At 64.8% G+C, this 25,586-nt stretch carries 27 protein-coding genes; 8 read left to right on the top strand and 19 right to left on the bottom strand.

Annotated elements, in window-relative coordinates; translation table 11 throughout:
- Both VF769_RS10990 and VF769_RS10985 read right to left on the bottom strand, forming a co-directional pair.
- Nucleotides 1-1,065, bottom strand: a 1,065-nt coding sequence (locus VF769_RS10990) for a rod shape-determining protein MreC (RefSeq protein WP_331008450.1), incomplete at its 3' end; no start/stop codon positions are given.
- A 32-nt stretch (nucleotides 1,066-1,097) separates the two neighbouring features.
- The gene (locus tag VF769_RS10985) at nucleotides 1,098-2,144 is read right to left on the bottom strand and encodes a rod shape-determining protein (RefSeq protein ID WP_331008449.1); all 1,047 of its coding nucleotides are present in this window, start codon (nucleotides 2,142-2,144) and stop codon (nucleotides 1,098-1,100) included.
- Between the two features lie 268 nt (nucleotides 2,145-2,412).
- Here VF769_RS10985 and VF769_RS10980 point away from each other — a divergent pair, with 268 nt between their 5' ends.
- Nucleotides 2,413-4,053: a S1 family peptidase gene (locus VF769_RS10980; RefSeq protein ID WP_331008448.1), complete on the top strand. Its 1,641-nt coding sequence runs from the start codon at nucleotides 2,413-2,415 to the stop codon at nucleotides 4,051-4,053.
- Here VF769_RS10980 and VF769_RS10975 read toward each other — a convergent pair whose 3' ends face one another.
- The 3 genes from VF769_RS10975 to VF769_RS10965 form a co-directional block, all read right to left on the bottom strand.
- Nucleotides 4,054-5,376, bottom strand: a complete 1,323-nt coding sequence (locus VF769_RS10975) for a sorbosone dehydrogenase family protein (RefSeq protein WP_331008447.1) — start codon at nucleotides 5,374-5,376, stop codon at nucleotides 4,054-4,056.
- Nucleotides 5,377-5,438: 62 nt separating this feature from the next.
- Complete coding sequence (locus VF769_RS10970; protein ID WP_331008446.1) at nucleotides 5,439-6,206, bottom strand: TVP38/TMEM64 family protein; 768 nt, start codon at nucleotides 6,204-6,206, stop codon at nucleotides 5,439-5,441.
- A gap of 47 nt (nucleotides 6,207-6,253) precedes the next feature.
- The gene (locus tag VF769_RS10965; protein WP_331008445.1) at nucleotides 6,254-6,682 is read right to left on the bottom strand and encodes a GIY-YIG nuclease family protein; all 429 of its coding nucleotides are present in this window, start codon (nucleotides 6,680-6,682) and stop codon (nucleotides 6,254-6,256) included.
- Nucleotides 6,683-6,852: 170 nt separating this feature from the next.
- Between VF769_RS10965 and VF769_RS10960 the strand changes: the two genes are divergently transcribed.
- Nucleotides 6,853-7,797 (top strand): isopenicillin N synthase family dioxygenase, encoded by a 945-nt coding sequence (locus VF769_RS10960; RefSeq protein WP_331008444.1) that lies wholly within the window; start codon nucleotides 6,853-6,855, stop codon nucleotides 7,795-7,797.
- A 76-nt stretch (nucleotides 7,798-7,873) separates the two neighbouring features.
- Nucleotides 7,874-8,242 carry a DUF4345 family protein gene (locus VF769_RS10955; RefSeq protein ID WP_331008443.1) on the top strand — a complete coding sequence of 123 codons (369 nt, stop codon included), beginning with the start codon at nucleotides 7,874-7,876 and terminating at the stop codon, nucleotides 8,240-8,242.
- 9 nt (nucleotides 8,243-8,251) lie between these two features.
- Here the strand turns inward: VF769_RS10955 and VF769_RS10950 are convergent, their stop codons facing one another.
- The 8 genes from VF769_RS10950 to ilvC form a co-directional block, all read right to left on the bottom strand.
- Nucleotides 8,252-10,060: a DEAD/DEAH box helicase gene (locus VF769_RS10950; RefSeq protein WP_331008442.1), complete on the bottom strand. Its 1,809-nt coding sequence runs from the start codon at nucleotides 10,058-10,060 to the stop codon at nucleotides 8,252-8,254.
- Nucleotides 10,061-10,136: 76 nt separating this feature from the next.
- A complete protein-coding gene (locus VF769_RS10945; RefSeq protein WP_331008441.1) occupies nucleotides 10,137-11,129 on the bottom strand; it encodes a serine hydrolase domain-containing protein in 993 nt (330 codons plus the stop codon).
- 35 nt (nucleotides 11,130-11,164) lie between these two features.
- Nucleotides 11,165-11,578: a PAS domain-containing protein gene (locus VF769_RS10940; RefSeq protein ID WP_331008440.1), complete on the bottom strand. Its 414-nt coding sequence runs from the start codon at nucleotides 11,576-11,578 to the stop codon at nucleotides 11,165-11,167.
- 60 nt (nucleotides 11,579-11,638) lie between these two features.
- Nucleotides 11,639-12,067, bottom strand: a complete 429-nt coding sequence (locus VF769_RS10935; protein ID WP_331008439.1) for a PAS domain-containing protein — start codon at nucleotides 12,065-12,067, stop codon at nucleotides 11,639-11,641.
- A gap of 98 nt (nucleotides 12,068-12,165) precedes the next feature.
- On the bottom strand, nucleotides 12,166-12,642 hold the full coding sequence (locus VF769_RS10930) for a GFA family protein (RefSeq protein ID WP_331008438.1): 477 nt from the start codon (nucleotides 12,640-12,642) through the stop codon (nucleotides 12,166-12,168).
- On the bottom strand, nucleotides 12,639-13,601 hold the full coding sequence (locus tag VF769_RS10925; protein WP_331008437.1) for an oxidoreductase: 963 nt from the start codon (nucleotides 13,599-13,601) through the stop codon (nucleotides 12,639-12,641). The genes VF769_RS10930 and VF769_RS10925 overlap by 4 nt, the downstream gene beginning before the upstream one ends.
- A 27-nt stretch (nucleotides 13,602-13,628) precedes the next feature.
- Entirely contained in the window at nucleotides 13,629-14,822 is a 1,194-nt protein-coding gene (gene purT / locus VF769_RS10920) for a formate-dependent phosphoribosylglycinamide formyltransferase (RefSeq protein ID WP_331008436.1), read from the bottom strand.
- Nucleotides 14,819-15,805, bottom strand: coding sequence for a ketol-acid reductoisomerase (gene ilvC, locus VF769_RS10915; protein ID WP_331008435.1), 987 nt, complete (start codon nucleotides 15,803-15,805; stop codon nucleotides 14,819-14,821). The genes purT and ilvC overlap by 4 nt, the downstream gene beginning before the upstream one ends.
- 97 nt (nucleotides 15,806-15,902) lie before the next feature.
- Between ilvC and VF769_RS10910 the strand changes: the two genes are divergently transcribed.
- Nucleotides 15,903-16,274, top strand: a complete 372-nt coding sequence (locus VF769_RS10910; RefSeq protein WP_331008434.1) for a hypothetical protein — start codon at nucleotides 15,903-15,905, stop codon at nucleotides 16,272-16,274.
- Nucleotides 16,275-16,321: 47 nt separating this feature from the next.
- On the top strand, nucleotides 16,322-16,858 hold the full coding sequence (locus VF769_RS10905; RefSeq protein WP_331008433.1) for a DUF924 family protein: 537 nt from the start codon (nucleotides 16,322-16,324) through the stop codon (nucleotides 16,856-16,858).
- A 123-nt stretch (nucleotides 16,859-16,981) separates the two neighbouring features.
- On the opposite strand, the gene VF769_RS10900 is transcribed toward VF769_RS10905, so the two are convergent.
- The 3 genes from VF769_RS10900 to miaA form a co-directional block, all read right to left on the bottom strand.
- Nucleotides 16,982-17,917 (bottom strand): nuclear transport factor 2 family protein, encoded by a 936-nt coding sequence (locus tag VF769_RS10900; RefSeq protein ID WP_331008432.1) that lies wholly within the window; start codon nucleotides 17,915-17,917, stop codon nucleotides 16,982-16,984.
- Nucleotides 17,918-17,986: 69 nt separating this feature from the next.
- Complete coding sequence (locus tag VF769_RS10895; RefSeq protein ID WP_331008431.1) at nucleotides 17,987-18,490, bottom strand: DUF6438 domain-containing protein; 504 nt, start codon at nucleotides 18,488-18,490, stop codon at nucleotides 17,987-17,989.
- Between the two features lie 45 nt (nucleotides 18,491-18,535).
- Nucleotides 18,536-19,453 carry a tRNA (adenosine(37)-N6)-dimethylallyltransferase MiaA gene (gene miaA / locus VF769_RS10890; protein WP_331008430.1) on the bottom strand — a complete coding sequence of 306 codons (918 nt, stop codon included), beginning with the start codon at nucleotides 19,451-19,453 and terminating at the stop codon, nucleotides 18,536-18,538.
- 69 nt (nucleotides 19,454-19,522) lie between these two features.
- On the opposite strand from miaA, the gene serB reads away from it, so the two are divergent.
- Nucleotides 19,523-20,416, top strand: a complete 894-nt coding sequence (serB, locus tag VF769_RS10885) for a phosphoserine phosphatase SerB (RefSeq protein ID WP_331008429.1) — start codon at nucleotides 19,523-19,525, stop codon at nucleotides 20,414-20,416.
- Nucleotides 20,413-21,057, top strand: coding sequence for an HAD family phosphatase (locus VF769_RS10880; RefSeq protein ID WP_331008428.1), 645 nt, complete (start codon nucleotides 20,413-20,415; stop codon nucleotides 21,055-21,057). The genes serB and VF769_RS10880 overlap by 4 nt, the downstream gene beginning before the upstream one ends.
- Here the strand turns inward: VF769_RS10880 and VF769_RS10875 are convergent.
- Nucleotides 21,054-22,466 (bottom strand): Do family serine endopeptidase, encoded by a 1,413-nt coding sequence (locus tag VF769_RS10875; protein WP_331008427.1) that lies wholly within the window; start codon nucleotides 22,464-22,466, stop codon nucleotides 21,054-21,056. The two genes, VF769_RS10880 and VF769_RS10875, sit on opposite strands and share 4 nt — an antisense overlap.
- 73 nt (nucleotides 22,467-22,539) lie before the next feature.
- Here VF769_RS10875 and VF769_RS10870 point away from each other — a divergent pair, with 73 nt between their 5' ends.
- On the top strand, nucleotides 22,540-23,517 hold the full coding sequence (locus VF769_RS10870; RefSeq protein WP_331008426.1) for an alpha/beta hydrolase: 978 nt from the start codon (nucleotides 22,540-22,542) through the stop codon (nucleotides 23,515-23,517).
- Here VF769_RS10870 and VF769_RS10865 read toward each other — a convergent pair.
- Both VF769_RS10865 and hflK read right to left on the bottom strand, forming a co-directional pair.
- Nucleotides 23,514-24,365, bottom strand: a complete 852-nt coding sequence (locus VF769_RS10865; RefSeq protein ID WP_331008425.1) for a protease modulator HflC — start codon at nucleotides 24,363-24,365, stop codon at nucleotides 23,514-23,516. The two genes, VF769_RS10870 and VF769_RS10865, sit on opposite strands and share 4 nt — an antisense overlap.
- Nucleotides 24,365-25,573 carry an FtsH protease activity modulator HflK gene (gene hflK, locus VF769_RS10860; RefSeq protein ID WP_331008424.1) on the bottom strand — a complete coding sequence of 403 codons (1,209 nt, stop codon included), beginning with the start codon at nucleotides 25,571-25,573 and terminating at the stop codon, nucleotides 24,365-24,367. The genes VF769_RS10865 and hflK overlap by 1 nt, the downstream gene beginning before the upstream one ends.
- Between the last annotated feature and the right edge of the window lie 13 nt (nucleotides 25,574-25,586).

Raw genomic sequence — 25,586 nt, 5'->3', positions numbered from 1 at the left:
CGCGGCCGGCGTCGGCGCAGGCGCTTGGGTCGCGGCCGGTCGCGGCGTCGCCGGCTGCGGCAGCGAACTGGGCGCTGCGGGGGCTGGCGCCATCGTTTCGCGGCCGATCACGGCCACGGACGAAGCGGCGTTGAGCGGCGGGCCCGCATCCTCTTCAGCCGCCGTCTCCTCTGGCGGCGCCACGCCAACGAAGGGGATCAAGCGCACGAAATCGATCGGCTGTTGCGCGGCGGCAAGCGCAACCCGCCAGGAGCCATCGCCCTGCCGACGCGCCACGCCGACCGGAATACCACGCGGATAAAGGCCGCCATCGCCGGAGGTGATGATCCGCTCGCCCTCGCGCAGGCTCTGCGCGCCGACGATGAAATCCAGGCGCGGCGCTTGCAGCTGGTAGGGGTACATCACCAATTCAGGCGGCCGGGTCGCTTGCCCCGCCAGAACCGCGCGTACGCGCGAAGCCTCGCCCATCACTGGGATGCGAGAATTATAATCATCGAGCATCAGCACGCGAGATGAGCGCTGGCCTACCGACACAACGCGGCCAATCAGACCGTTCTCGTTCAGTGCGATGTAGCCCGAGCGCACGCCGTGGTCGGCTCCGGCATTGGCGACCAGCGTCCGCGTGAACGGGCCGCCGCTGTCGAGCACCAATTGCGCGGCGATCGAACTCTCGATGTCGGCGCCCTGGCCAAACGCATCGTCTGGCATCCGCAACAGCGCCTCATAGCGAGCGTTGCGCTCCGCTAGACGCTCGGCCAATTCGCGCCACGCCTGCAATTCGCGGTTCTCGCGCTCCAACACTTCAATGCGGTCCGTGGCGCTCCACATGCCGCCAAGCCGCTGGAAGAAATTCTCGCCTGCGCGTGCAGGACCGGTGGCCACGCGCCCTGCAGCCGCGGCGCCATCGTCGACGGCTTGCTGCGCGCCGCCTTCGCCCGGCATCCGCCCATTCTGCACGGCGACGAGGACCACTGCGCCGACGCCAAGCGCCACCGCAAGCAAAACGCCCGCGGGAATGCGACGCCCGCCGCCCGCACGTCGCACACTGCTTCTGCGTCTAGCCACGAATGGACGCCCTTTGCTTCAGCGCGGGAGCTTTAGACTTCTTCGGTCAGCAACCGCCGCGCTTCGGACGAGTTTATGGTCTCCAGCGCGATTCCGCAGCCTTTGACCACACAGCGCAGCGGATCATCCGCAACCGAAACGCGGATCGAAATACGTTCCTGTAAAACCGTGTCGAGATTACGGAGCAGCGCACCGCCGCCCGTCAGCATCAGGCCGTGATCATAGATGTCGGCGGCCAATTCCGGCGGCATTTGCTCGAACGCTTGACGCACAGCGTCGACAATCCGGGTAACGGGTTCCGCGAGCGCATCGGCCACCATCGCCTCGGTGACGATGATCTCCTTCGGCACGCCTGAAAGATTGTCGCGGCCCTTGATCGGCATCGACATGCCCTGGCCGTGGTCCGGCGCCTTGGCGGTGCCGATTTCCTTCTTAATGCGCTCGGCCGTGCTGTCGCCGATCATCAGATTTTCCTGGCGGCGCAGATATTGGATGATCGCCTCATCCATCTTGTCGCCGGCTTCCCGCAGCGAGCGCGACCAGACCAGGCCGCCCAGCGAAAGCACGGCGATTTCCGTCGTGCCGCCGCCGATATCCACCACCATGCACCCCGACGGATCGTCGATTTGCAGGCCAGCGCCGAGCGCTGCGGCCACCGGTTCTTCGATCAGTTTCACGCGCCGCGCGCCCGAGGCCTGCGCGCTCTCCAGAATGGTACGGCGCTCAACCGGCGTCGCGCCCGTCGGCACGCAAATGACGATCTGCGGCGAAATCAGCGCCGGGCGCGGCAGCACCTTGCGGATGAATTGCTTGATCATCTCCTCGGCCACGTCGAAATCGGCGATGACGCCGTCGCGCAGCGGGCGGATGACTTCCATATTGCGGTGGGTCTTACCGAGCATGGTCTTCGCTTCGGAGCCCACGGCGTAAACCACCTTGCGGCCGCCTTCATTAACGTACGCCACCACCGACGGCTCGTCCAAAACGATGCCACGGCCCTTCACGTGGATCAGCGTGTTCGCGGTCCCGAGATCAATCGCCAAATCCGGCGCAACAAGACCGAACATATTGCCGAGCATGCCTATGAAACCCTCGCCGCTGAGTACCCGCCGAATCGGCCCTGAACAGGACTTAATGCGGCAAGCTTAACAATCTTGAGACGGCGGCAACCATGTGGCTGCAGTAGGGGCGATGGGGCGCAATACGCAGGGAACACACAACGTTCCCGCGTCCTGCCGCCGAACCGCCCCCGTCGCCGACGGATTGCACTTGCCGCGATGTTGAAGGCGATGCAAGGGCCACGCCGCGCGTCATCGCTTCGCCATGTTAATTGCGGCAAAGACACACTTGGCTGCCGGACTGGCGCGCGCGCTTGCGGCGACCGTTGCGGCGCCCGATTATTTGGAACGGGGCGGCGGAACCCGGGCGGGGATTTTCTTGGTCATCAAGGCGTTAAGACTCCTGGCTGCGGCCTTGTTCGTGGCCTTTGCGGTACCGGCGGCGGCGCAAACCAGCGTCGACGAAGCCGAACGCGGGATCGTGCGCGTTGTCGTCATCCTGCAAACCAGCGAAGGCCGTATGCTCTACGGGTCCGGTTCCGGCTTTGTGGTCGGCCCGAACCTGATCGTGACGAATGCGCACGTGGTCGCGCCCGCGCGCCAACGCGCGGAATACGGCGTCGCCATCGTCCCGCCTGAAGGCGACGGGCTCATTCCCGCGACGATCATTCGCTACTCGCCACTGTCCGAGCTGGCGCTGCTTGAGGTGCGGGGCGGTCCTGATCTGCCGGCCCTCACGATATCCACAGTCGAACCGCATCCCGGCGACGGCGTCGTGGCGCTCGGCTACCCGGATGTGGATTATCAGGGAACCTCCGGTTCGGACTTGCTGCGCCCGTCACCGCCGTCGCGCACCTCGGGCCAAATCGCGTCCTTGCGCGACCGCGCCCCCACGGGGGACGAAATCCCCACCATCAATCACCAGGCCGTCATCTCCTCGGGCTCTTCGGGCGGACCGCTTTTGGACGAATGCGGCCGCGTCATCGGCGTCAATTCCTGGCATGTCTCGGGACAGGACACGCGCGAGACGCGCGGCGTCTCCACCCGCGCCGTCCAATTGCTCCAATTCTTGGACGAAGCCGGCGTCAGCCCCACGCTGAGCGACGAGCGTTGCCTTTCCTTTACGGAGCGGATCGAAGCCGAGCGCGCCCAAACGATCCAGGCGTTGCAGGAGCAGAACGAAGAATTGGCCTCGAAACTCGAGACCGCCGACCGCCTGACTCGCATCGCTGTCGTCATTCTGATCGGCGGCACGTTGGCGCTGTTCGTGGCGGTGTGCGTCCTGGGCGCGTTCGTGCTCTCGACCCGCCGCCGCAACGGCCACGCCGCCGCTGCGCATCCCGACCATCCGCAGATCCACCACGATCCCGAACCGTTCGAGGCGCCGCATCGCAAGCGCCACGGCGTCCTGGCGATCATGGGCGCGGCGGCCATCGCCGTGATCTTGATCGTTGCGGTCGGAATCGCCCTCTTGCGCATGGGCAGTCAGGGCGGTGAGAGCGCGCAAATCGCGATCGCACCGGAATTCAGCGGCTCCATCGTCTGTACGCTCGATCGCGCCGCCAGCACCGGCGCGCAAGGCGTCTCCGATATGAGCTTCACCGCCAGCGGCAATCTGTGCGTCAACGAACGCACGCTCTACGCTCCACTCGACAATGGCGCCCGTTATCGCCGCGCCATCGTGCTCGGCGAAGCCCGCGCACTCGACATTCTCACGATTGATCCAAACACCGGCGAATTCCTGCGCGAGCGCTACCCGCTCGACGACCAAGCGTTCGCGGCCGCCAACGAAGCGGTATCGAGTTCAGCCGCGGGGCGCGGCTGCCAAGGCGATCCGCAGATCGTCGCCACCCGCAACGAGACGCTGATGCAATTCGCCCAAGGCGAACCTAGCCAGCGCCTCGTCTGGCATTGCGAAGCGCGCAATTAATTACGGCGTCGCGGCCGCCGGCGCGTCCGGATACGCGACGCGCCAGACGATGTTGCCGGCGTCATCAGCAACCAGCAGCGCACCGGTTTGATCCATCGCGACGCCGACAGGCCGGCCTTGCGCTTCGCCACGCGCATTGAGGAAACCGGTCAGGAAATCCTCCACCTGGCCACTCGGACGCCCATTCGCGAACGGCACGTACGCCACGCGATAACCAACGGGCTCGCTCCGATTCCAGGAGCCATGTTGGCCAATGAACGCGCCGTTCCAATAACGCTCCGGCAGCGCATCATGCTGGTAGAAGAACAGGCCGAGCGAGGCCGTGTGTGCGCCCAGCGCATAATCCGGCGTCAGCGGTTCGCGCAGGCGCACGTTCGCTGGAATCTCCACCCGCTCATCGCGGTTCGCACCCCAATAATAATACGGCCAGCCATAGAAGCCCCCATCCTGCACGCTGGTCATGTAGTCTGGCACAAGATTGTCACCGAGCATGTCACGCTCGTTAACCGCGACCCAAAGCGCGTTGGCGTCGCCGCCGCTCCAGCCCATGCCGACAGGATTGCGCAAGCCCGACGCGAACACGCGCGCTTCCGATCCATCCGGATTCATTTCCCAAATGGCGGCGCGGCCCTCTTCGATCTCCATGCCCTGGTCCGCGATGTTCGTCACCGAACCCACCGCGACATAAATCTTCGAGCCGTCCGCGTTGGCGATCAGATTGCGCGTCCAATGGCCGTTGCCGCCCGCGTGGTAGGGCAGCTCCAGCACCACTTCGCCGGCGCCTTCGACGCGCGTCGCGCCCTCAATGTAGGGGAAACGCACCACGGCGTTGGTGTTGCCAACATAGAAATAACCGCCCACCAGAACCATGCCGAAGGGCTGGTTCAGATCCTCGGCGAACACGTGCGTTTCGTCGACATCGCCATCCTTGTCGCTGTCGCGAAGCAGGGTGATACGATCGGCGCTAACTTCAGGCGCGCCACCGCGGCGCATCATCATGTTGGCGATCCAGCCCTGCAGACCGCCGCCGCGCGTCGGCGTGGTTGAACTCTCCGCGACCAGCACATCGCCATTCGGCAGCAGATAGATCCAGCGCGGGTGATCCAGTCCCTCAGCATAGCGTGTCACGACGAAGCCTTCCGGCGCCGTGGGCGCCGCGCCATCCGGCCAACCGACGGCGCGCGGGACATTGATGGTAGGCAGGCCGCCGCTCGCGGGCGGCGGCAATTGCGGATCAGAGCCATAGGCGAGATCGGCCGGCGGCGCGGGCTGCGCGCAAGCGGCGATCGACACAAGAAGGGCGGCGAGAACAAGCTGCTTCATGCGCGCCAATCTAGAGCGTTTCACGAGCAGGTCGAGCAACACCGCGCCAGACAGGCGTCTAATCAGCTGCCGCTCTGCGGACGCAGCCATTTGCGTACGATGACCGCCACCACGATCCACAGAGCAATCGCCACGGCGCCAGCGATCGCGGCCGAGCCCCATTCGCCTTCGAGCGCGTCCATGATGCCGTCGCCGGCGAACGCCACGATCGCGGTCTTCGGCAGCACGCCCAACGCCAAACCGCCGATAAAAGCCCAGAAACCGACCCGCGCCGCGCCAAACGCCATGTTCACGACCACGAACGGCGCAGTCGGCACGAAGCGCACGATTAAGCTCGCCAGAAAGCCGTTCTTGCCCATGAAACGGGTGAAGCGCCCGCCCGTCGCGCCGCCGAAGCGCCTCTGCGTCGCGCCGCTGGCGAACCGCCCCGTGTAATAGGTGGCCGCGCCTGACACGATCGTGGCGATCCAGGACCACCAGAAGCCCTCCTCGGGCCCGAACGCCACCACGCAAGCGCCGATCAGAACGATCTGCGGCGCGCCGACATAAGCAGTCAGCACAAACACCAGGATCGTGACCGGCAGGCCCAAATGGGTGCGGCGCGCTTCCCCCAGTGTGCTGTCGATAAAGGCCTCGATCTCGGCCCCATAATAGAGGCGACCGATCACGAGCATTGCCGCCACGATGACGACCATGCCGATAGACACCGCGACCGCCCGCCAGGCGCGCGCGTCCATGTTGTTCACAAAGTCCGCGAACCTCGCCGACAAACCTTGCGGCGCCGCAGGGGGCACCTCGGGCTCTATCTGGTCTTCAGGCGGCTCGGTCATTGGCCCCGCCTCTCGCCTGCCGGCGCGGCGGGGTCAAGCGGTCGCGCTCAGGCAGCGCGGCGCTTCAACAACGCCCCCATCGCGTCGGCCCGCACGGCTGCGGCGCGGCGCTTCGGCTTGGCGACCTCGGCTTGGGGGATTTCCATGTCATTCATGCGCGGTTTCAAGGACTTGATCAGATCCTCTTCGACGCGCCGACGATCCACCTCGTCGCGGATCGGCCCGAGCACGTAACGCTCGGTCGCGCCATAATACCAATAGGCCCTCCCCCACTTCTCGTGGCCTAGCAGCCGCGAGCGCAGGTCAGCGGCCTTGCCCACGTAGAGCGCTTCCAGGAAGAACACCCAGCGTCGGCGCACGAAAATGTAGATACCGCCCACACCTTCTGGCGGCAGACCCTTCTTCGTCAGCACGCATTTGAACCGGTAGCGTTGGCCGCTTTTGCCACGCCACGAATGCGCGCCGAATAGGAACATGGGCCTCTCCTTGTGAGGCGGCGACGCTCGGCCCCGAATCGTAAACGCGCGATTAACCGATTGCGGCAGGCCGGGGACGGTTTTGCGCCCGCGCAATTCCCGCCCCCGACGCGCTTGCTAGCCCGGGCGCCGTCGCCCGCTTGAGAGCGTCGGCATTCGGAGGCAAACACATGGCCATGGCCCTCGACGCACTGCCCACCCTCACGATGCATGACCGCCGCGCGAAGCCAGAGGCGTTCGCCAAGGCCATGGGCGAGAGCTATGCCGAATACGGCTTCGCGGTGGTCCGCGACCATGGCCTGGACCCCGCTCTTATCGATCGCGCCCTCGCTGCGACCAAAGCCTTCTTCGCGCTGCCCGAAGATGTGAAGCGCCGCTACCACGTCCAAGGCGGCGGCGGCCAACGCGGTTATGTGCCGTTCGGCGTCGAAGCGGCGAAAGGCGCCGATAAAGTCGATCTCAAGGAATTCTGGCACGTCGGTCGCGAACTGCCCGCCGGCCACCGCTACCGCGCTGAGATGCCGGAAAACCTCTGGCCCGCCGAAATCGAAAATTTCGAGCGCGACGTCTATGCGCTCTACACCGCGCTCGACAGGCTTGGCCTCGAATTGCTCGGCTCAATCGCGACCTTCCTCAAGCTGCCGGAGAATTTCTTCGAAGCGCCGGTGAAGGACGGCAATTCAATCCTGCGCCTCCTGCACTATCCGCCGACGCCGCCGAACCCCGAAGGCATCCGCGCCGAGGCGCACGAAGACATCAACGTCATCACGCTCTTGCTCGGCGCCGAGGAGGCGGGCCTGCAATTGCTGACGCGCGAAGGCCAATGGCTCGACGTCGCACCGCCCGAGGGGGCCCTCGTTGTGAACATCGGCGACATGCTGCAACGCCTCACCAATCACGTGCTGCCTTCCACCTCGCACCGCGTCCGCAACCCAAGCGCCGATCGCGCCCATCTGCCGCGCTATTCGATCCCGTTCTTCCTGCACTTCGCGCCGGATTATCTGATCGAGACGCTGCCCAGCTGCATCACGCCCGACAATCCAAATCGCTATCCCACGCCGATCACCGCGCAGGGCTTCTTGATGGAGCGGCTGCGCGAAATTCGCTTGGCGTAACGTCAGAGCTAGCGGCGGCGCACCGCGCGTGACACGCTGGTCCCAAGCGCTCGCCAAGTGCGCATTGGGGGAAATCATGAAACTCGTGCTTCGCATCGTGCTGGGCCTTGCCGGCTTGGTCTTCGTCGTCATGGGCTTGGCCTTTTGGGCCAATCCGGCGACGCCCGCCGCGCGTCTCGGCATCGAAGCCGCCAGCGCGCTCGGCACTTCATCCCTCCGCGCCGACATGGCCGCGTTTTTTGGCGTGGCCGGCGGCCTCACGCTTCTCGCCGCCGTGCGCGCCAACGCGCGCCTGCTCACCGCACCGCTACTGATGATCGCTATCGCCCTCACCGGCCGCATCATCACGGTAATTGTCGATGGCTACACGCCCGACATGATGCAGCCCATGGTGATCGAAGCCATTCTGCTCGCTCTACTCGCGGCAGGCCGACGCTTGATCTAGTCAACCATGCTATTTGCGCTGCTTGCCCTTCGATTTCTTGGCGGGCGGGCGGCGCTCCTCGGCGCCCTTGCGGTGCGGCTTCGGATTCCGCCGAGGCTGCTCAGCGCGCTTCGGCCGATCCGCGTGTTGCGGCTGTTCTGATCGTTCCGGCCGCTCCTGGCGTTTTGGCCGTTCCGTGTAGGGCGTCTCGATCTGCGGCGGGGCGTCGACGCGACGCGCGCTGATACCCTTCTCGATGTTGCCGGCGCGTCCGATGCGCTCGAAGAATGCATCGATGCTGGTCGCGCTGATCTCGACGAAGGTCTCGTTCTGCTGAATGCGAATCGTACCCAGTTCGCGCTTGTTGAGGCCGCCGGCCTTACACAGCATCGGGATCAACCAGCGGGGCTCGGCCCGATGCGCACGCCCCACCGAAAGCGAAATCCAAGACCCGCCAACAAAATTGCCACCCGATTCATGGCGCGCGCCGCGACGTTCGCCACGTTCCGGGCCTTCATTCCAAGCTGGCGCCGGCGCCAAATCTTCGGGCGCTGCCTGCCCCTTGCGGTAGAGCCGCACGAACGCCGCCGCGATCTGTTCTGCGCCATGTCGCACCACGAGTTCGCGTACGATGTGTTGTTCTGCACTCTGCACCGGCTCCTGCAGCAACGCATCGCCAAGCAGACGCTCGTCATCGCGCTTCTTGATCTCGTCGGCGGTCGGCGGGTCGCCCCATTTCGCGCTGATCTGCGCTTCGCGCAGTAACCGCTCGGTCCGCCGCCGCGCCGAATACGGCACGATCAGCACGCTGGTGCCCTTGCGCCCCGCGCGGCCGGTGCGCCCGCTTCGGTGCAGCAGCGCTTCGGTATTCTTCGGCAGGTCGGCGTGGATCACCAATTCCAGGTCCGGCAAATCGATGCCGCGCGCGGCGACGTCGGTGGCGATACACACTTGCGCACGGTGATCGCGCATCGCTTGCAGCGCGTGCGTCCGCGCCGATTGGCTGAGTTCGCCCGAGAGCGCCACCACCGAAAATCCGCGATTGGCGAAGCGGCTCTCCAGCCGCGTCACCGCCGCTCGCGTGCTGCAAAATACGATCGCATTGGTCGCGTCGTAATAGCGCAGCACATTGAAGATCGCGTTCTCGCTCTCGTGGCTCGCCGTCATCAGCGCACGATACTCGATATCGACGTGCTGCTTCTTCTCACCGACCGTGTTCACGCGTTCGGCCGCGTGCAAATATTTCTGCGCGAGATTCTCGATCGGACGCGGCATCGTCGCGGAGAACATCAGCGTCCGCCGTTGCTCCGGCGCCGCGTCGAGAATGAATTCCAGCTCTTCGCGGAAGCCGAGGTTCAGCATCTCGTCGGCTTCATCGAGCACGATGGCGCGCAGCCCATACATTTCCAATGAGCCGCGGCGGATGTGATCCACCAACCGCCCTGGCGTGCCGACAACAATGTGCGCGCCCTGATTTAGCGCGCGGCGCTCGTCGCGCGTATCCATACCGCCGACGCACGAGGCGATCCGCCCGCCTGCTTCAGCGTAAAGCCATTCCAGCTCACGCCGCACCTGCATCGCCAACTCGCGCGTCGGCGCGATGATCAGCGCCAGCGGCGCGCCGGCGGGGCCAAACTTGTCCTGCCCCTGCAGCAAGTCCGCCGCTAAATTCAGCCCGAACGCCACTGTCTTGCCCGAGCCGGTCTGCGCCGAGACAATCAGGTCCGCGGCCTGCAGATGCGGCGCGAGCACGGCTTCTTGCACCGGCGTCAGCGTTTCATAGCCGCGCTTGGATATGGCCCGCGCAAGCGCGGGAACGACGTTTTGGAGGGTAGGCATCGCGAGGCTCTAGGCGATATCGCCTGATAAAGCGATGCCTGGGCGTGCGGTTTCGCGGTTAATTGGCGCGCTTTACTCAGCGCGCCAGCAATGTCCGCAGGAAATCCGCGTCAGACCAGCCGTTTCGATCCCGCCGGCGTTGGCGCAACGCTTGAAGAATGCCAGTCGCCTGACGCGCGATGACGAGATCGAGCCCCGGCAGCAAATAAAGCCGCTGATCGCCCGCGCCCGCCGCCATGACGATGCCGCCGACGCTTTCCGCCATCGAGGTGTCGATGCTGATCCCGCCGGCGCGCCCCGGCGGCACGAGGCCTTCGCGCAACAGCCACCACGAAAGCCCGTATCCGGGATTGGCGCGCGATCCGACGAAGCACTGCGCGAGCGCGTTCGCGTCCACGCGGCCCTCGCCGTCACGCAATACGAACCAGCCGAACCGCGCCCAGTCGCGCGCCGTCAGGCCCGCCCCCGATGGCAGATGCGGCATGCCGTCGGCGCCGCGTCGCCAATGCGTGGGGCGGATGCTCAACGGATCGAAAACCCGGCGCTGCAGATAGTCGAGCGGGTCGCCGTCGGTCTTGCGCCGGATGATCTCTCCGAAGATTTGAAACGGCGTCGGTCCATATGCAAAGCGTTCGCCCGGCGCCGCCACGGCGTGCTGCGCGATCGCATCGGCAAAGGTCGGCGGTCGTGCAATCGGTCCGCCTTCGATGCCGCTGGTCAGAGACAGCAAATGGCGGATCGTGATCGACCGCCGCTCGTCGCCGCGCCATTCGCGCAGCGTGTCCGCCGCCAATTCGTCCCACTCCAGCAGGCGATCCTGCACCGCCGCCGCCGCCATCACGCCGGTGAAACTCTTCGTCCCGCTGGCCAATTCCCAGCCGCGCGCGGCGCCGCCGCCATTCGGATAATCTTCAAACAGGATGCGGCCGCCCTGCATGACCAGCAGGGAGACGCCGCGCCGTTCGGCGGAATAGGCCGCCGCCGCGCCAAAATTGAAAGCGGATTGCGCCAATACCGGCGAGGCGACACACGCCGCCCCGGCGGCCAGGAGAAAGCTTCTACGGTCCATGCGCCTTCAACGCGCGGGTGCGGCCGATCCGTCGCTCAAGCCGCGCGTACTTCCTCAGCGCGCTTCTGCTCGGTGATATCCTGGTACATGCCGAGCACACCCCAGATGTGGCCCTCTGCGTCGCGCAACGGGAATTTGTTGGTCTCGAGCCAGCGCACCGAGCAATTCACGTGCGTCAGTCGCTCGATGATGCGGAGCTTCGGCTGACCCGTATGGATCACGTCCGCATCGTCGTCGCGGAAAGCGGCCGCCTGCTGCGGCTCGAAGAAGAAATAGTCCGACTTGCCGATGAACTCAGCCGGGTCAGCGATACCCGCGTCGTCGGCGAACAATTGGTTGCAGCCCAGGAACCGCGAGTCACGGTCCTTCCAGAAAATCCGGATCGGCAGGGCGTCCAGTATCTGGACGAGCACTTCGGGAGGCAGCGCATTGATCATGCGCGTAAGCATTCCGCTAACATGGCTTAAATAGCGCTAATGCAACTGCAGTTTGCAGCTCTGCTTCACGGCCTATGCCGAAAGCTCAGACCCGATGATCGCTTCACGCCGCATGCTTTCCAGGCGACGCCTCTCCTCCGTGATATGCTCGTACACGCCAATGAGGCCGATGACGCGGCCGTCCGAATCGCGCAACGGCGCTTTGTGCGTACGCACCCACCGCACCTGGCCGTCTGGCATGGTCAATTGTTCTTCAAGCGTGGACGGCTCGCCCGTGTGCATCACCTCCGCATCGTTGAAGCGGTAGAGCTCGGCGTGATGAAAGGGAAAGAAGTAAAAATCGGTCTTGCCGACGAAGATTGCGGGATCGGCAATGCCCGCGTCGTCCGCAAACAGCTGATTGCAGCCCAGATAGCGGGACTCGCGATCCTTCCAGAATATCCGGATGGGCAGCGCTTCCAACATCTGCTGGAGCGCACTCAGAGGCAGCGTATTGATCATAAAGACTCTCGCGCAGCCTGACAAAGCGTCACTTATAATGCGCTAATAGAACTGCGCCGGACACTCTGTCTTAAGGCATAGGCCATGTGGGCGCTTGGCTACCCAATGGGATAGTGCCTGTTAAAGGCGTCGATTAGGATTTGCCGGTCGGCCGGCTGTCCCTGAACGCACAGAGCGTCCGGCGTGAACGGGTAAAGCGGGTCGCACTCGACCCAAATGTGCGACGCCGGCACGAACCAAGACGTATCATCCAGCGTGCCCGCGCAGATGAACACAAAGTTCGTCGCCGAGAGGCTCTCGTGCCAGAGGCGCGTCCCGCAATTTGCGCAGCGCACGATATCGACTTCGCGTCCGCTTTTTGCGCGTTTGCGCCAACGTGCGAGGTCGCCGGCCTCATGTGTGAACGCCGCACGGTCGGCGATCAGCATTTGAATATGCGAACCGCCCGACAGCTTCTTGCAATCGCTGCAATGGCATGCATTCGCCGCAAGCGGACGCGCATTGTAGCTATAACGCGCCGCACCACACAGGCAGCCGCCGCGATGCGGCGGATTGGGAAGCGGTGGACGTATCATGCGGCCTCGAATTTCACGCCCGTCATGCGCTCGCTCAGCGCCCACAATTTATCAGCGAGTGCGTGATCGATCGCCCAGGGCCGCACGCCAGCAAAGCTTGGATCATCCGGCGCAACTGCGATGGCAATATCGCAATCCTCGCAATAGACTCCGCCTTGACCGTCGAGCTGCGCATTGGTCGCGCACCACACGCTCGTCGCAGCGCCCTGGCTCGGCGTCTTGAAGCGCTCGTTCACGTTGCCGTGCTCGTCGATCCATCCCATCGCGCGCTTCTCCTCCTCAGGCATAAAGCGCTGTAGATCCGTCATGATGCCGCCCGGATGCACCGCGAACGCACGCACGCCATGCGCCGCGCCGCGTTGATCCAGGCCAATCGCGAATAGCGCGTTCGCCGACTTCGCGCGGCCGTACGACACCCATTTATTGTATTCGGTGCGCTCGAAATTCGGATCGTCCAGATCAGGCGGCGCAATCCGATGCCCAATCGACGACAGCGACACCACGCGTGCATTCCCCGCCGCCTTCAACGCCGGCCACAGCCGCGCCGTCAGCTGAAAGTGCCCGAGATGATTGGTCGCGAATTGCGCTTCGTAGCCCCGCGCATCGCGCATCAAGGGCGAAGCCATGATCGCGGCGTTGTTGATCAGAATATCGAGCTTCTTGGTGCGCGAGAGAAAGCCGCCCGCGAACGCGTCGATGCTCGCGGGATCAGCCAGATCGAGCGCGGCTTGTTCGACATTGGCGATCCCCACCAGCGCCTTTTGCGCCTTCTCCGGCGTCCGCGCTGGCACGATCACAATCGCACCCGCCCCCGCCAGCGCCTTCGTTGTCTCCAAGCCGAGCCCCGAATAGCCGCCGGTGACGATCGCAACCTTCCCCGTTAAGTCGCGCCCACCGATCGCATCACGCGCCTCCGTCCGCGCGCCATACCCCGACTTGATCGGCTCCTGTTTCGTCATCGCGCGTCTCCCTCGTTTTGCGAGACGCTAATCCGCCGCCACTGGTTTGACCAGCGACGCCGAACGCTTCGCCCGAGCGCGCGCTTCGGTCGTATCCGCGCCGCGCGCCAGGGCCACGCCCATACGCCGCTTCGCGAAACTCTCGGGCTTGCCGAACAGGCGCACTTCGCTCTGCGGCACGGCAAGCGCTTCAGCGACACCCTCGAACGCAATGCCCTTGGCTTCCATGCCCCCATAAATCACCGCGCTCGCGCCCGGCGCACGGAGTGACGTATCGACGGGAAGCCCAAGGATCGCGCGCGCATGCAGCGCGAATTCGCTTTGCACTTGGCTCACCAAGGTCACCAACCCGGTATCGTGCGGACGTGGGCTCACCTCGGAGAACCACACCTCATCGCCCTTCACGAACAGTTCGACGCCGAAGATGCCGTGCCCGCCAAGCGCTTCCGTCACCTTGCCGGCAATCTCACGCGACCGCTCCAGCGCCAGCGCGCTCATCGCTTGCGGCTGCCAGCTCTCGACATAATCGCCATCGACCTGCACATGGCCGATCGGTTCGCAGAAGTGCGTGCCAGACGCCGCGCGCACCGTGAGCAGCGTGATCTCGAAATCGAAATGCACTTGGCCTTCGACGATCACGCGCGGCTGCTTCACCCTTCCTGCGCTCATCGCATAGTCCCAAGCTGGTGCGACATCCGCTTGCGCTTTCAGCCGGCTCTGGCCTTTGCCGGACGAGGACATCACCGGCTTCACGAAGCACGGAAAGCCAATCTTATCGATGCCCGCCTGCATCTCCTCTAGCGAAGATGCAAACGCATAAGGCGACGTCGGCAGGCCAAGCTCCTCAGCCGCCAGCACGCGAATACGTTCGCGATTCATCGTGACATGCGCCGCGTTCGCTGTCGGGATCACGCGCGCCAAGCCATCGGCTTCGATGCGCACCAATTCGTCCGTCGCGATCGCCTCGATCTCCGGCACGATCAGATGCGGCCGCTCCTGCTCGATCAACGCGCGCAGCGTCTTGCCGTCCGTCATGTCGATCACATGCGCGCGATGCGCCACCTGCTGGCACGGCGCGTCCGCGTAGCGATCGACCACGATCACCTCAACGCCAAGGCGCTGCAGCTCAATGACGACCTCTTTGCCCAACTCGCCCCCACCCAAGAACATCACCTTGAGCGCGGAAGGAGAAAGCGGCGTGCCGATGCGGGTATGGCTCATGAGTCTTTTCCTAACATCGCCCGAACTGCCCGTCCCGCATCCTCAATCGGATGCGCCGCCGCAGCTTCGCGCATCCGCGCCAAGTTCGGCCCGCCGGCGCGGTGCTCCGCCATCCATTCGCGCGCGAATTTGCCCGATTGCACATCGGCCAGCACGGCGCGCATCGCGTCCTTCACGTGCGCATCGATCACGCGCGGGCCGGTGACGTACTCGCCGTATTCGGCCGTGTTCGAGATCGCCAAATGCATCCCGGCGATGCCGCGCTCATGGATCAAGTCCGAGAGCAATTTCACTTCATGCAAGCAATCGAAATAGGCCAGCTCCGGCGGCGTGCCGGCTTCCACCTGCACCTCCCACGCCGTGCGGATCAAATGCGTGAGCCCACCACACAGCACGACCTGCTCGCAATAGAGATCGCCCTCCGTCTCGATCTTGAACGAGCTTTCGATCATGCCCGCGCGCCCACAGCCGATCGCCGCGCCGTATGAGTATGCCAAATCCGCGGCGCCGCCGCTCGCATCCTGCGCCACTGCCACAATGCACGGCAGCCCGCCGCCACGCGTGAACGCCTCGCGCAACGCCTTGCCCGGTCCCTTAGGCGCAACCATCGCCACATCGACGCCCGCCGGCGCGCTGATAAAACCAAAGTGCACGGCAAAGCCATGCACGAACATGAGCGTCTGCCCGTCGCGCAGATGCGGCGCGATCTCGGCCGCATACAAATCCGGCATCACCTCGTCCGGCGCGCACATCACCAGCACGTCCGCGCGCTGCGCCGCCTCCGCCACGCTCACGATCTCAAACCCATCGTCACGCGCTTGCGCTTCGCGCCGCGCACCCGCCTGCAACGCCACGATCACGTTTACGCCAGCATCCCGCAAATTCAGCGCATGCGCATGCCCCTGCGCGCCGTAGCCGATCACGGCCACGCTTTTCGCGCCGATCAGCGCTGGGTCTGCATCTTTCTCGTACCGGACTTGCATCTTGCCCTCGTGACGCGGGTAACGGCCCGCGGTCGCGGCCCAGTGTCTAACCGCCCGCCTGGCCTTCCGCCAGCTTTGGAGCCTGACGAGAAACATTATGCGCTACGACCTCATCTTCATCACCGCCGCCCTGGCCTGTCTGCTGACCGGCGAATCCCTCGGTATCTGGATGGGCATCGCGCATGATTTCACGCTTTCCCCGGTACACGCGCATTTGAACCTGCTCGGCTGGGTCACGCTCGCGATCTACGGCCTCGTGCACCGCGCCTACCCCGCGCTCGGTCAGTCGCGCGCAGCGCTTGCGCAATGTGTGCTGGCGATCGCTTCGTCGATCACCATGCCGGCCGGCATCGCGATCGCCATGCTGGCGCAGAACCCGTTCGTGGCCATCATCGCGGCGTTCGGCGTGTTCATCGCCACGCTCACCTTCATGACCATGTTCGTGCGCCGCGCTCGCGCGCCCGCCTGAGCTTGCACTCGCCCGCGCATGCCTTACGTTTCGTCGAGGAGACGAACATGGCGAGTGCGGGCGAGATTGTGCGCTTCTGGCGCGATGCGGGGCCAAAGGCGTGGTTCGCGAAGGACGAAACCTTCGACGGCCGCTGCCGCGGCTACGAAGCCGAACACCATGCCGCCGCGCGTCGCGAACTTTCCAATTGGGAGCGTGACGCCGAAGGCGCACTCGCGCTCGTCCTGCTGCTCGATCAATTCCCGCGCAACATCTACCGCAGCAGCGCCCACGCCTTCGCCACCGATGGGCTCGCCCAAGCCGTCGCCGCGCGGGCCATCGCCAATGGCTTCGACGCCGCCACCGATTCAGCCTTGCGCGTGTTTTTCTATCTCCCCTTCGAGCACGCGGAGGATTTGGCGCTGCAAGATCGCAGCGTGACGCTCATCACGGCGCTTGGCGACCCGGAATTCACCCGCTACGCCGTCGTCCATCGCGACATCATCGCCCGCTTCGGCCGCTTCCCGCACCGCAACCCGGTTCTTGGCCGCGTTAGCACCGAGGAAGAGCTTAAATTTCTAGCAGAAGGTGGCTTTTCAGGTTGAGCACACACCCTTCGGTCATCCCGGCCGACCGAAGGGAGAGCCGGGACCCAGGGGTCATAGAGCTGTGTGTTTGCCCCAGGTCCCGGATCACGCTCCGCGTGTCCGGGATGACGGAGTGAATATTCAGCGGATCGGCGCGTCGAACGCGTAGCGCCAATTGCCCTCGTAATCGCGCGTCCACACCGACACATATCGACCGTTTGTGCGGGTCCCATCAGCGCCTGTGTACACGGAATTACCCCACGTCCAGGCCATATCGCCGCGCGCTGACACGCGTCCCGTTTCCGGCGCCCATTCCAAACGCGCCGTGGCGGGCCAGTTCGCATACGCCTGGACCACGCCGTCGCGACCGCTGATGATCTCCCCTGAAGTTACGATGAGCGCGTCCGACGCCGCATAATGCGCGAACGCCGCCGGCACGCCTTCGCTCTGCGCCATCGCCGCGAATGCGCGATCCGCTTCCATCACTTCGTTGACCGCGGCTGCCGCGAGTTCTTCTTCGGTACGTGATCCCGCAAGCTCCGACAGGCGCAAAGCCAAGCGTCCGCCTGCATCGGCGTTCGCGACGCAGGCGCGCGCCAAAGACGTCGAGCGGCCGCCAACAGCCAATTCAATGTAGGCCTGCTCGCCTGCCGAGCAGATTTCCGTATCCCCGCCGATGGAACCTGCAACGCCGGCCGCCGCGCGCGCCAAATTGCCAAGCTCAGTGCGTTGCGCGGCGCTGAGCGTCGCCACATACGGCGCATCCCCGCCCCATAGCCACCAACCCGTGCTAGGGTGCCCCGTGAAGCGCCGAAGATAGAGCTTCCCATCTTCACCGCGCAGGTCGTAACGGATCACGCGCGCGACCCCGCCGCGCGTCGGCGCCAAAGTCACACGCACCGACATATCCACACCGTCGGCCGCAAGCGCCGCACGCCCGCCCGTCGTCGGAATGATGTCGGCAGCGACAAGCGACTGCGCCCAAGCCGGCGCCCGCAGAGACAAATTCTGCGCGAACGCCGCTGTGCTCGCCAGCAACACCGCGCCGCACAAAGCGGCTGCGCGTAGCAATTTCATTATCCCCACCTTGTGGCGTTTGATCCCTGGGCGGCAAGTTTAGGGCGCCGCGCGGGGCTGAGGGAAGCCTCAGCGGGGCTGGTTACGCACAGGCTGGCCATCACGCAGCACCCATTGTGCTGCGCCGGCGACACGATCGATCTCGGCCTGCAGCGCGCGCACGCTCTCCGGCATGCCCGCGCCGGTTCCGCCATAATCCAGCACCGATTTGCTGCGGCCGTCGCGGATGAGCTGGATCGTCGTCGACGGCAGGTCCGTCACGCCCGCGCGGTATTCGTTGTGCAACTCGTCAAAGCCGATCGCATCAAAGCGCGCGAGCAATGCCTGCACCTGAGCCGGTGCAATGTGCGCCTCAGCGCGACCAACAACATTCACGAAACGACGGCCTTCATAGACCACATGCCCATCGCCGCTGATCGTCACCGTATAGTCGGGGCAAAAACCGAAGCAGGGCGTGCGCGTCATGCTGATTTCGACGGGCCCAGCGTTTTCCGAGTTCGGCGCGGGCCCAGCGCTCGCGCAAGCGCCCAGCGCCAAAGCCGCGAACAAACCAACGAAAGCACGTCTCAGCATGGATGATCCTTCAAACACACCGCGCCTCTCTCGGCGCCGATCGTGTCAAGCTTGCGGCAGAGCCAACGCCGCAGCGACCCGGCTCTCCAAATCGTGATCCGCGACGCGCGGCCAATCCGGCATTTGTCCGCCAATCCACGTGAACTGGCGCTTGGCGTAACGCCGCGTGTCGCGTTTGCCGATTTCGGCGGCCTCCGCCAGCGTGAGTTCCCCGCGCAAATGCGCCATCAATGCCGGCGCGCCATGCGCTTTCATCGCCGGCAATGCGGGATCGAGCCCGCGCGCCGCGAACGTCCGCACTTCGTCGAGCGCGCCTTGCTCCAGCATCTTGTCGAAGCGCGTGTTGATCGCTGCATAGAGCGCCTCGCGCTCCGGCGTCAGCGCCAAGCCAACCCAATCCTCGCGCGCCAACGCCGGCCTCGTATTCGCCTGCAAGGCGCTAATGCTCTCGCCTGTCGTCTCCAACACTTCGAGGGCGCGCAAAATTCGTGGCGCATCGTTCGGCTCCAGCCGCGCCGCCGTCACCGCATCGCGCGCCGCCAATTCCGCATGCAGCGTCGGCGCCCCCTCTAGCGCAACGCGTTCACGCAACGCCGCGCGCGTCTCTTCGTCCGCAGCCGGAATATCCACCAAGCCTTGCGTCAGCGCTTTGAAATAAAGCCCCGTGCCACCCACCAGAATTGGCGTGCGCCCACGCGTGCGAACATCCGCAATCGCCGCCAGCGCATCTTCCAGCCATCGCCCCGTCGAGTAGAGCCGCGCGGCGTCCACATGCCCGTACAAATGATGCGGCGCCTGCGCCTCTTCTTCGCGTGTCGGGCGAGCCGTCAGCACGCGAAAATCCGCATAGACCTGCATCGAGTCGGCGTTGACGATTTCGCCCCCGATACGCTCGGCCAGCGCCAACGCCAGAGCGGATTTACCGCTGGCGGTCGGACCCATGATGAGGAGCGCAGGCTTCATGGCCGCTGCAGTAGCGCAAACGCCGCCTCTGCCCTAGAGGGGTGCGGCTTCCTATCTAAGCTGGATTCCATGACCGCCCACGCCCTCGTTTTCGTCGCCTCGCCGGAGAACAAGCCCGCTTACCGCGAGGCGCTCTTGATGCTCGGTCGCGTGGCGCTGAACCGGAAATTGCCGCCGCCGGAGGTGCTGTCCGGCTGGGAAAGCGCGCAATGGATTTATGAGCGCGTCGACGGCGAACTCCGCCAAGAGGCCGCGGCCGCTGTCGCGGAAATCCCGGTCGATTGGGCGCTGGTGCCGGTCGAAGGCCGCCGCAAGAAGCTGCTCGTCGCCGACATGGATTCCACCATCATCAATGTGGAATGCCTCGATGAGCTCGCCGATTTCGCCGGACTCAAAGCCGAGATCGCCGCCATCACCGAACGCGCCATGCGCGGCGAATTGGAGTTTGAGCCAGCGCTGATCGAACGCGTCTCGAAGCTCAAGGGGCTGGCGCTCGACGCTCTGCAACGCACCTATGATGAACGCGTGCGCCTCAATCCAGGCGCCGCCACATTCGTCAAGACCATGGCCAAGCACGGCGCGCGCTGTGTGCTCGTCTCCGGCGGTTTCACCTTCTTCACCTCGCGCGTCGCCGAATCGGCAGGCTTCCACGCCAACCGCGCCAATGTGCTGCTTGATGATGGCGCAGCCCTTATTGGCGAAGTGCAAGCGCCAATCCTCGGCCGCGCCGCCAAACTCGATGCGCTCCGTAGCGAAGCCGCCGCCATCGGCGCCACCGAGCAAGACGCGCTCGCCATTGGCGACGGCGCCAACGATCTCGACATGATCAAAGCCGCCGGACTCGGTCTCGCCTATCGCGCCAAGCCCCTCGTCGCCGCCGAAGCCGACGCCAAGATTGATTATATGAGCCTGGAAGCGGCGCTCTTCTTCCAGGGCTATCGCCGGGAGGAATTCGCGGTTTGACGCTGCCACGCCCCAAAGCCGTCGTCTTCGATCTCGATGGCACATTGATCGATTCTGAAGCGCTGGTGCGTGAATCGCATTTTCACGCGGCCAAGACGCTGGGCTATGAAATGAGCGACGCGCAATTCCTGAGCCTCGTCGGCATGCACCGCGAAGCCAACGATCTGCAGCTCAGGGCCTATTACGGCGACGACTTCCCGCTCGAAACCTTCATCGAAACCACCCGCGCCTTCGTCGGCGATCGCTCGGCCCCACTGAAAGCCGGCGCGCTCGAACTGATGGATGCGCTGGACGAACTCGGCCTCACTTACGGCCTCGCCACCTCATCGCGCCGTCCGTGGGTGGAGCGTCATTTCAAGACTTACAATCTCGCCGACCGTTTCCGCGCCGTCGTCACGCGCCAGGACGTCGTCAACGGCAAGCCCGATCCGGAGCCCTATCTCAAAGCCTCTGAATTGCTCGGCTTTGCGCCGTTGGACGTGTTGGCCATTGAAGATTCCCACGCCGGCGTCCGCGCCGCGCACGCCGCCGGCTGTATCACAGTGATGATCCCGGATCTGCTTCAGCCTGACGACGAAATGCGCAGCAAAGCCCGCGTGCTCGCATCGCTCGCTGACGTGCAGGCGCTTCTCGCCCGCTAGCTCCGCGCCCGCAGACGCCGATACGTCACCGCGCCATCACGATTGATACGCACGACGATGTTGCGCTCACCGTCCGCCGCTAGCCCTGCCACTGTGCGCGCTGCGTTCAGCGTATCGACGCGATGGAACGCCATCGCCTCGATCACATCGCCCGGCCGCACCACGTTTTCGTTTGCGCTATCGACATCGGTGGCTAGCACCACAAGCCCCTGCACGTCCGGCTCGATCTGAAACTCTTCGCGTAAGCTCGCGTCGAGTTCCGACAGCGCAATACCGAACAAACGCCCACCGCGCGGACCGCCATCATTGCGGCGCGACGGAGCAGCGCCGCCAGAGGGCGCGCGCGCGCCGCCTGTCATTTCTTCCAGACGTTCAATCGTCGCCGTTACTGTCATGCGGCGGCCGTCGCGCACGATTTCAACCGGTGCCTGCGCGCCGACTTGTGTCTCACCCACCATCCGCGTCAGCGAACGGCTGTCGGCGACATCGCGGCCGTTAAACTTCAGCACCACATCGCCCGGGCGCAGACCCGCCGCCGCCGCCGGCCCGCCCGGCGTGATGCGCGTGATCACAACACCGCTGTCGCCATCATAGCCCGCGCGCTGCGCCGCCGCGCGATCGAGGTTGGCCAGCCGTACGCCCAGCCAGCCGCGCCGCGTTTCGCCATAGCGCAGCAACTGATCCACCACCGGCCGCACGATCGATGTGGGTGTGGCGAAGCCAATGCCGACCGAATTGCCGGTCGGCGAAAGGATCGCCGTATTCACGCCAATCACTTCACCATCGCTATTGAAGAGCGGACCGCCGGAATTGCCACGATTGATGGCGGCGTCGGTCTGGATGAAATCATCATAGCGCCCGGCCTCGATATCGCGATTGCGCGCGCTCACCACGCCGACGCTCAACGAGCCGCCAAGCCCGAACGGATTGCCGATCGCCAGGACAATATCACCCACACGCGCCGTATCGCTGTCGCCCATGTTCACATAGGGCAGCGGCTGGCGCGTGTTCATGCGCAGCACCGCGATATCCGTGGCTGGATCGCGGCCAACCACAACGGCTTCGAAGCGTTGTCCGTTCTGCAGGATCACTTCGATCGCATCGGCCGCTTCGATGACGTGATTATTGGTCACCACCACGCCATCGGCGGAAATGATGAAGCCCGAACCCAACGACGTCACCTGCGCGGCGCCATCGCCCTCCGGCGCGCGACCGACGCCTGGTGGAAAGCGCGGCATATCCTCGAGGCCCTCGACGCGCTGGGAGGTCGCAATGTTGACCACGGCGGGCGAAAGCCGCTCCACGAGATCCGCATACCCTTGCGTCGGCAAACGCGATTGCGCGCCGGCTGGCGTGGCGGCCAGCGCGATCAGGGCCAGTGCCGAAACGATCGACCGAAAACGAAGCATAAGGTGACACTAGCGCGCCGCCCCGCCCGCGCAATCGCTGGCGTCAGGCGCTGGACCAAGTATTTATGCGCTTATGTCGATGTTCACGGACCGCCGCGCCTTGCTGGCCGGCTTCGCACTCTCCGGCTGCGCCACCGCGCCCGTTCCCGCAGGCGCCGCGCTTGAAGCAGCGCTTCGCGACACACCGCCCGACGCCATTATCCCGCTCTGGCCGAGCGGCGCCCCGGGCGGCGAAAACGTCAGCGTCGTCGAGGAAGAAATCTCGCGGCCCAATACCGAAGGTCTGCCGGATCGTATCGTCCGTTTCGTGCGCACGCCGCATCTGTCATGCTTCCGCGCCGCGCGTCCGAACGGTTCGGCGCTTTTGATCATTCCTGGCGGCGGCTATCGCCATGTCGTCATCGACAAGGAGGGCTACGAGGCGGCGCGTTGGTTCGCGGCGCACGGCGTCCATGCCTATGTGCTGCGCTATCGCTTGCCCGGCGACGGCTGGTCCGCTGGTCCGGACGTGTCACTGCAAGACGCGCAACGCGCCATGCGCGTCATCCGCGCGCAAACTGGCGTCGAGCCCACGCGCGTTGCGTCGATCGGCTTCTCCGCCGGCGGCCACGTCGCCGCCTCGCTCGCCACCCGCTTCGACTGGCCGCTTGCGCCAGATGGCGACGACAGCAACGCCAGGCCGGACATCTCCTGCTTCATGTACCCGGTGATCACGATGGGCGAAGCCGGCCACGCCGGGTCACGCTCGTATTTGCTCGGAGCCACGCCGACACCCGAAGCGCTCGCCCGCTACTCGCTCGAAAATCATGCCCGCGCGGACATGAGCCCCACCATGGTGATCCACGCCGCCGACGACGAAGCCGTGCCGCTGGCCAACGGACTGGCGATGTACGACGCCATCCGCCGCGCAGGCGTGCGTAGCGAATTGCATGTGTTTGAGGAAGGCGGCCATGGCTTTGGCCTGCGCTTCGTCCGCGACAAGCCGGCAGGCATTTGGCCCCAGCTGCTTTTCAACTGGGGCCAGCGCCACGGGATATTCGTTTCAGCTTAGCGGTTGCCGGTGCGGCGCTGCATGTAGCGGAAGAAGTCGCTGTCCGGCGCGACCACGATCGGGGTGCCGTCTTCCAGAGCGTAATCATAGGCGCGCATCGAGCGATAGAACGCCGCAAACTCCGGATCGCGACCATAGGCTTGCGCGAAGATGCGCGCGCGTTCGGCGTCGCCTTCACCGCGCAGACGTTCGCTTTCTTGCTGCGCCGTCGCGCGGATAATCGCCGCCTCGCGCTCGCCTTCCGCGCGCAGACGCCCCGCGACCTGCGCACGTTCTGAGCGCATGCGCTCATAGACACGCTCACGCGTCGCATCCGGAAGATCGGCCTGGCGGATGCGCACGTCCACCACGCGCACACCGAGTTCGGTCGCGGCCGAAGCGTTCAAATCCGCTTCGATGTTCTGCATCAATTGGGCGCGGCGGCCCGAGATGATGTCGTTCGAAGTCGCGCCGCCTAACGCGCGGCGCATCGCCGCTTCGGTAAACGTTTCGAGACGCGACGCGCCGCCATCTTCGGTCAACGCGCTTTGATAGAAACGGCGCGGATCCGTGATCTGCCAGCGTACGATCGCATCGACACGCAGCTGCTCTTGGTCGGACGCCACGATCGGCTGCCCCTCCAAGGTGAGGCCGATATTGCGGCGATCGTAACTCACCACGCTGTCGACGAACGGCATTTTGAAATAAAGCCCCGGCTCGTTCGTGCCGGGCGGATTGATCACGCGCACGTATTCGCCGAAGCGCAGCACGATGGCCTGCTCCGTCTGACGCACGATGAACATTGTGTTGGCGACGAGCAACAGCACCACGAAGACGGCGCCGAAGATGAAGGGAAGATTGCGCTGCATTAGCGTGCTCCCTCCGCTTGCGGCTGGGTGGGCGCGTTGCGACGCACCATGCCATCGAGAGGCAGATAAGGCACAGCGCCACTGCGCGAGTCGAGGATCACGAGATTGCCGTTCCGGTACACGCGTTCCATGGTTTCCAGATACAGGCGATCGCGCGTCACTTGCGGCGCCTGGCGATATTCATTGTGCACCGCGATGAAGCGTTGCGCTTCACCGGTGGCTTCACGCACCACGCGCTCGCGATAAGCCTGCGCTTCATTGACGATGCGCGACGTCTCACGCTCGGCGTTGTTGCGCGCCGTTTCAGCGTCTTGGCCAGCGTTGACGACATCGTTGAAGGCTTCGATCACCGCCGCCGGCGCCGCCGCGCGCAGCAATTCCACCTGCAGCACCTGCACGCCGGACTGATATTCGTCCAGCACTTGCTGCATCAACGTCTCGACGTCTTGCTCCACCGCGCCGCGCTCCGTGGTGATGATCGGCTCAAGCTGACGACGGCCAATCACTTCACGCATTGCGCTTTCCGCGACTTGGCGCACGGCGTTGTCCGGCTCGCGCACCTGGAAGGCGAAATCCGAGACTTCCTTGATGTTGTAATAAATGCGGAAGTGCACTTCGACGATATTGCGGTCGCCCGTGATCATCAGGCTTTCGTCTGGCACGTCCGTGCTTTGGTTGTTGCGCGTGACGAGACCGATTTCCGTCGTGCGCTGACCGGTGACATTGATCACTTGGCGCGCCTCGAACGGCGGCGGCAATTGAACGTGGATCCCCGGGCCGGTGACGCGATTGAAATCGCCAAAGCGCGTGATCACGCCGCGTTCGCCCTCATCGACAATATAGACGCCCGTGCCCAGCCATCCGATGACCAGGATGCCCGCGATCAAGGGCCAAGAGAAACCACGCCCGCCGCCGCTGCCGCCCGAGCCGCCGCCGAAGCGAAAGCGTTCGCGCCATTGACGGAGCAAATCTTCGAGGTCGCCGCCTTGCGGCCCGCGCGGGGGTTGTTGGCGGGGCGGTTGGCCCCAAGGCCGCCGCGGCCCGCCGCCGCTGCCCCATGGCCCTTGGCCACCGCCGCCCTGATTTTGGCCGCCGCCGCCCGACTGGTCATTCCAAGGCATCAGAACTTCTATCCCGCCATCTGTCCGGAGGTGCGCGCCATTCTTGGCCGGCTTGAAGCCCTCCGTGCGCGCCGATATGTGGCTCATGTGTTATGGGATC

Origin of the sequence: Vitreimonas sp. (assembly GCF_036392335.1) — a bacterium.
Classification (GTDB): domain Bacteria; phylum Pseudomonadota; class Alphaproteobacteria; order Caulobacterales; family Aquidulcibacteraceae; genus Vitreimonas.
Note: the sequence above shows the minus strand (reverse complement) of the source record. Positions and strands in the feature narration are given on the sequence as shown.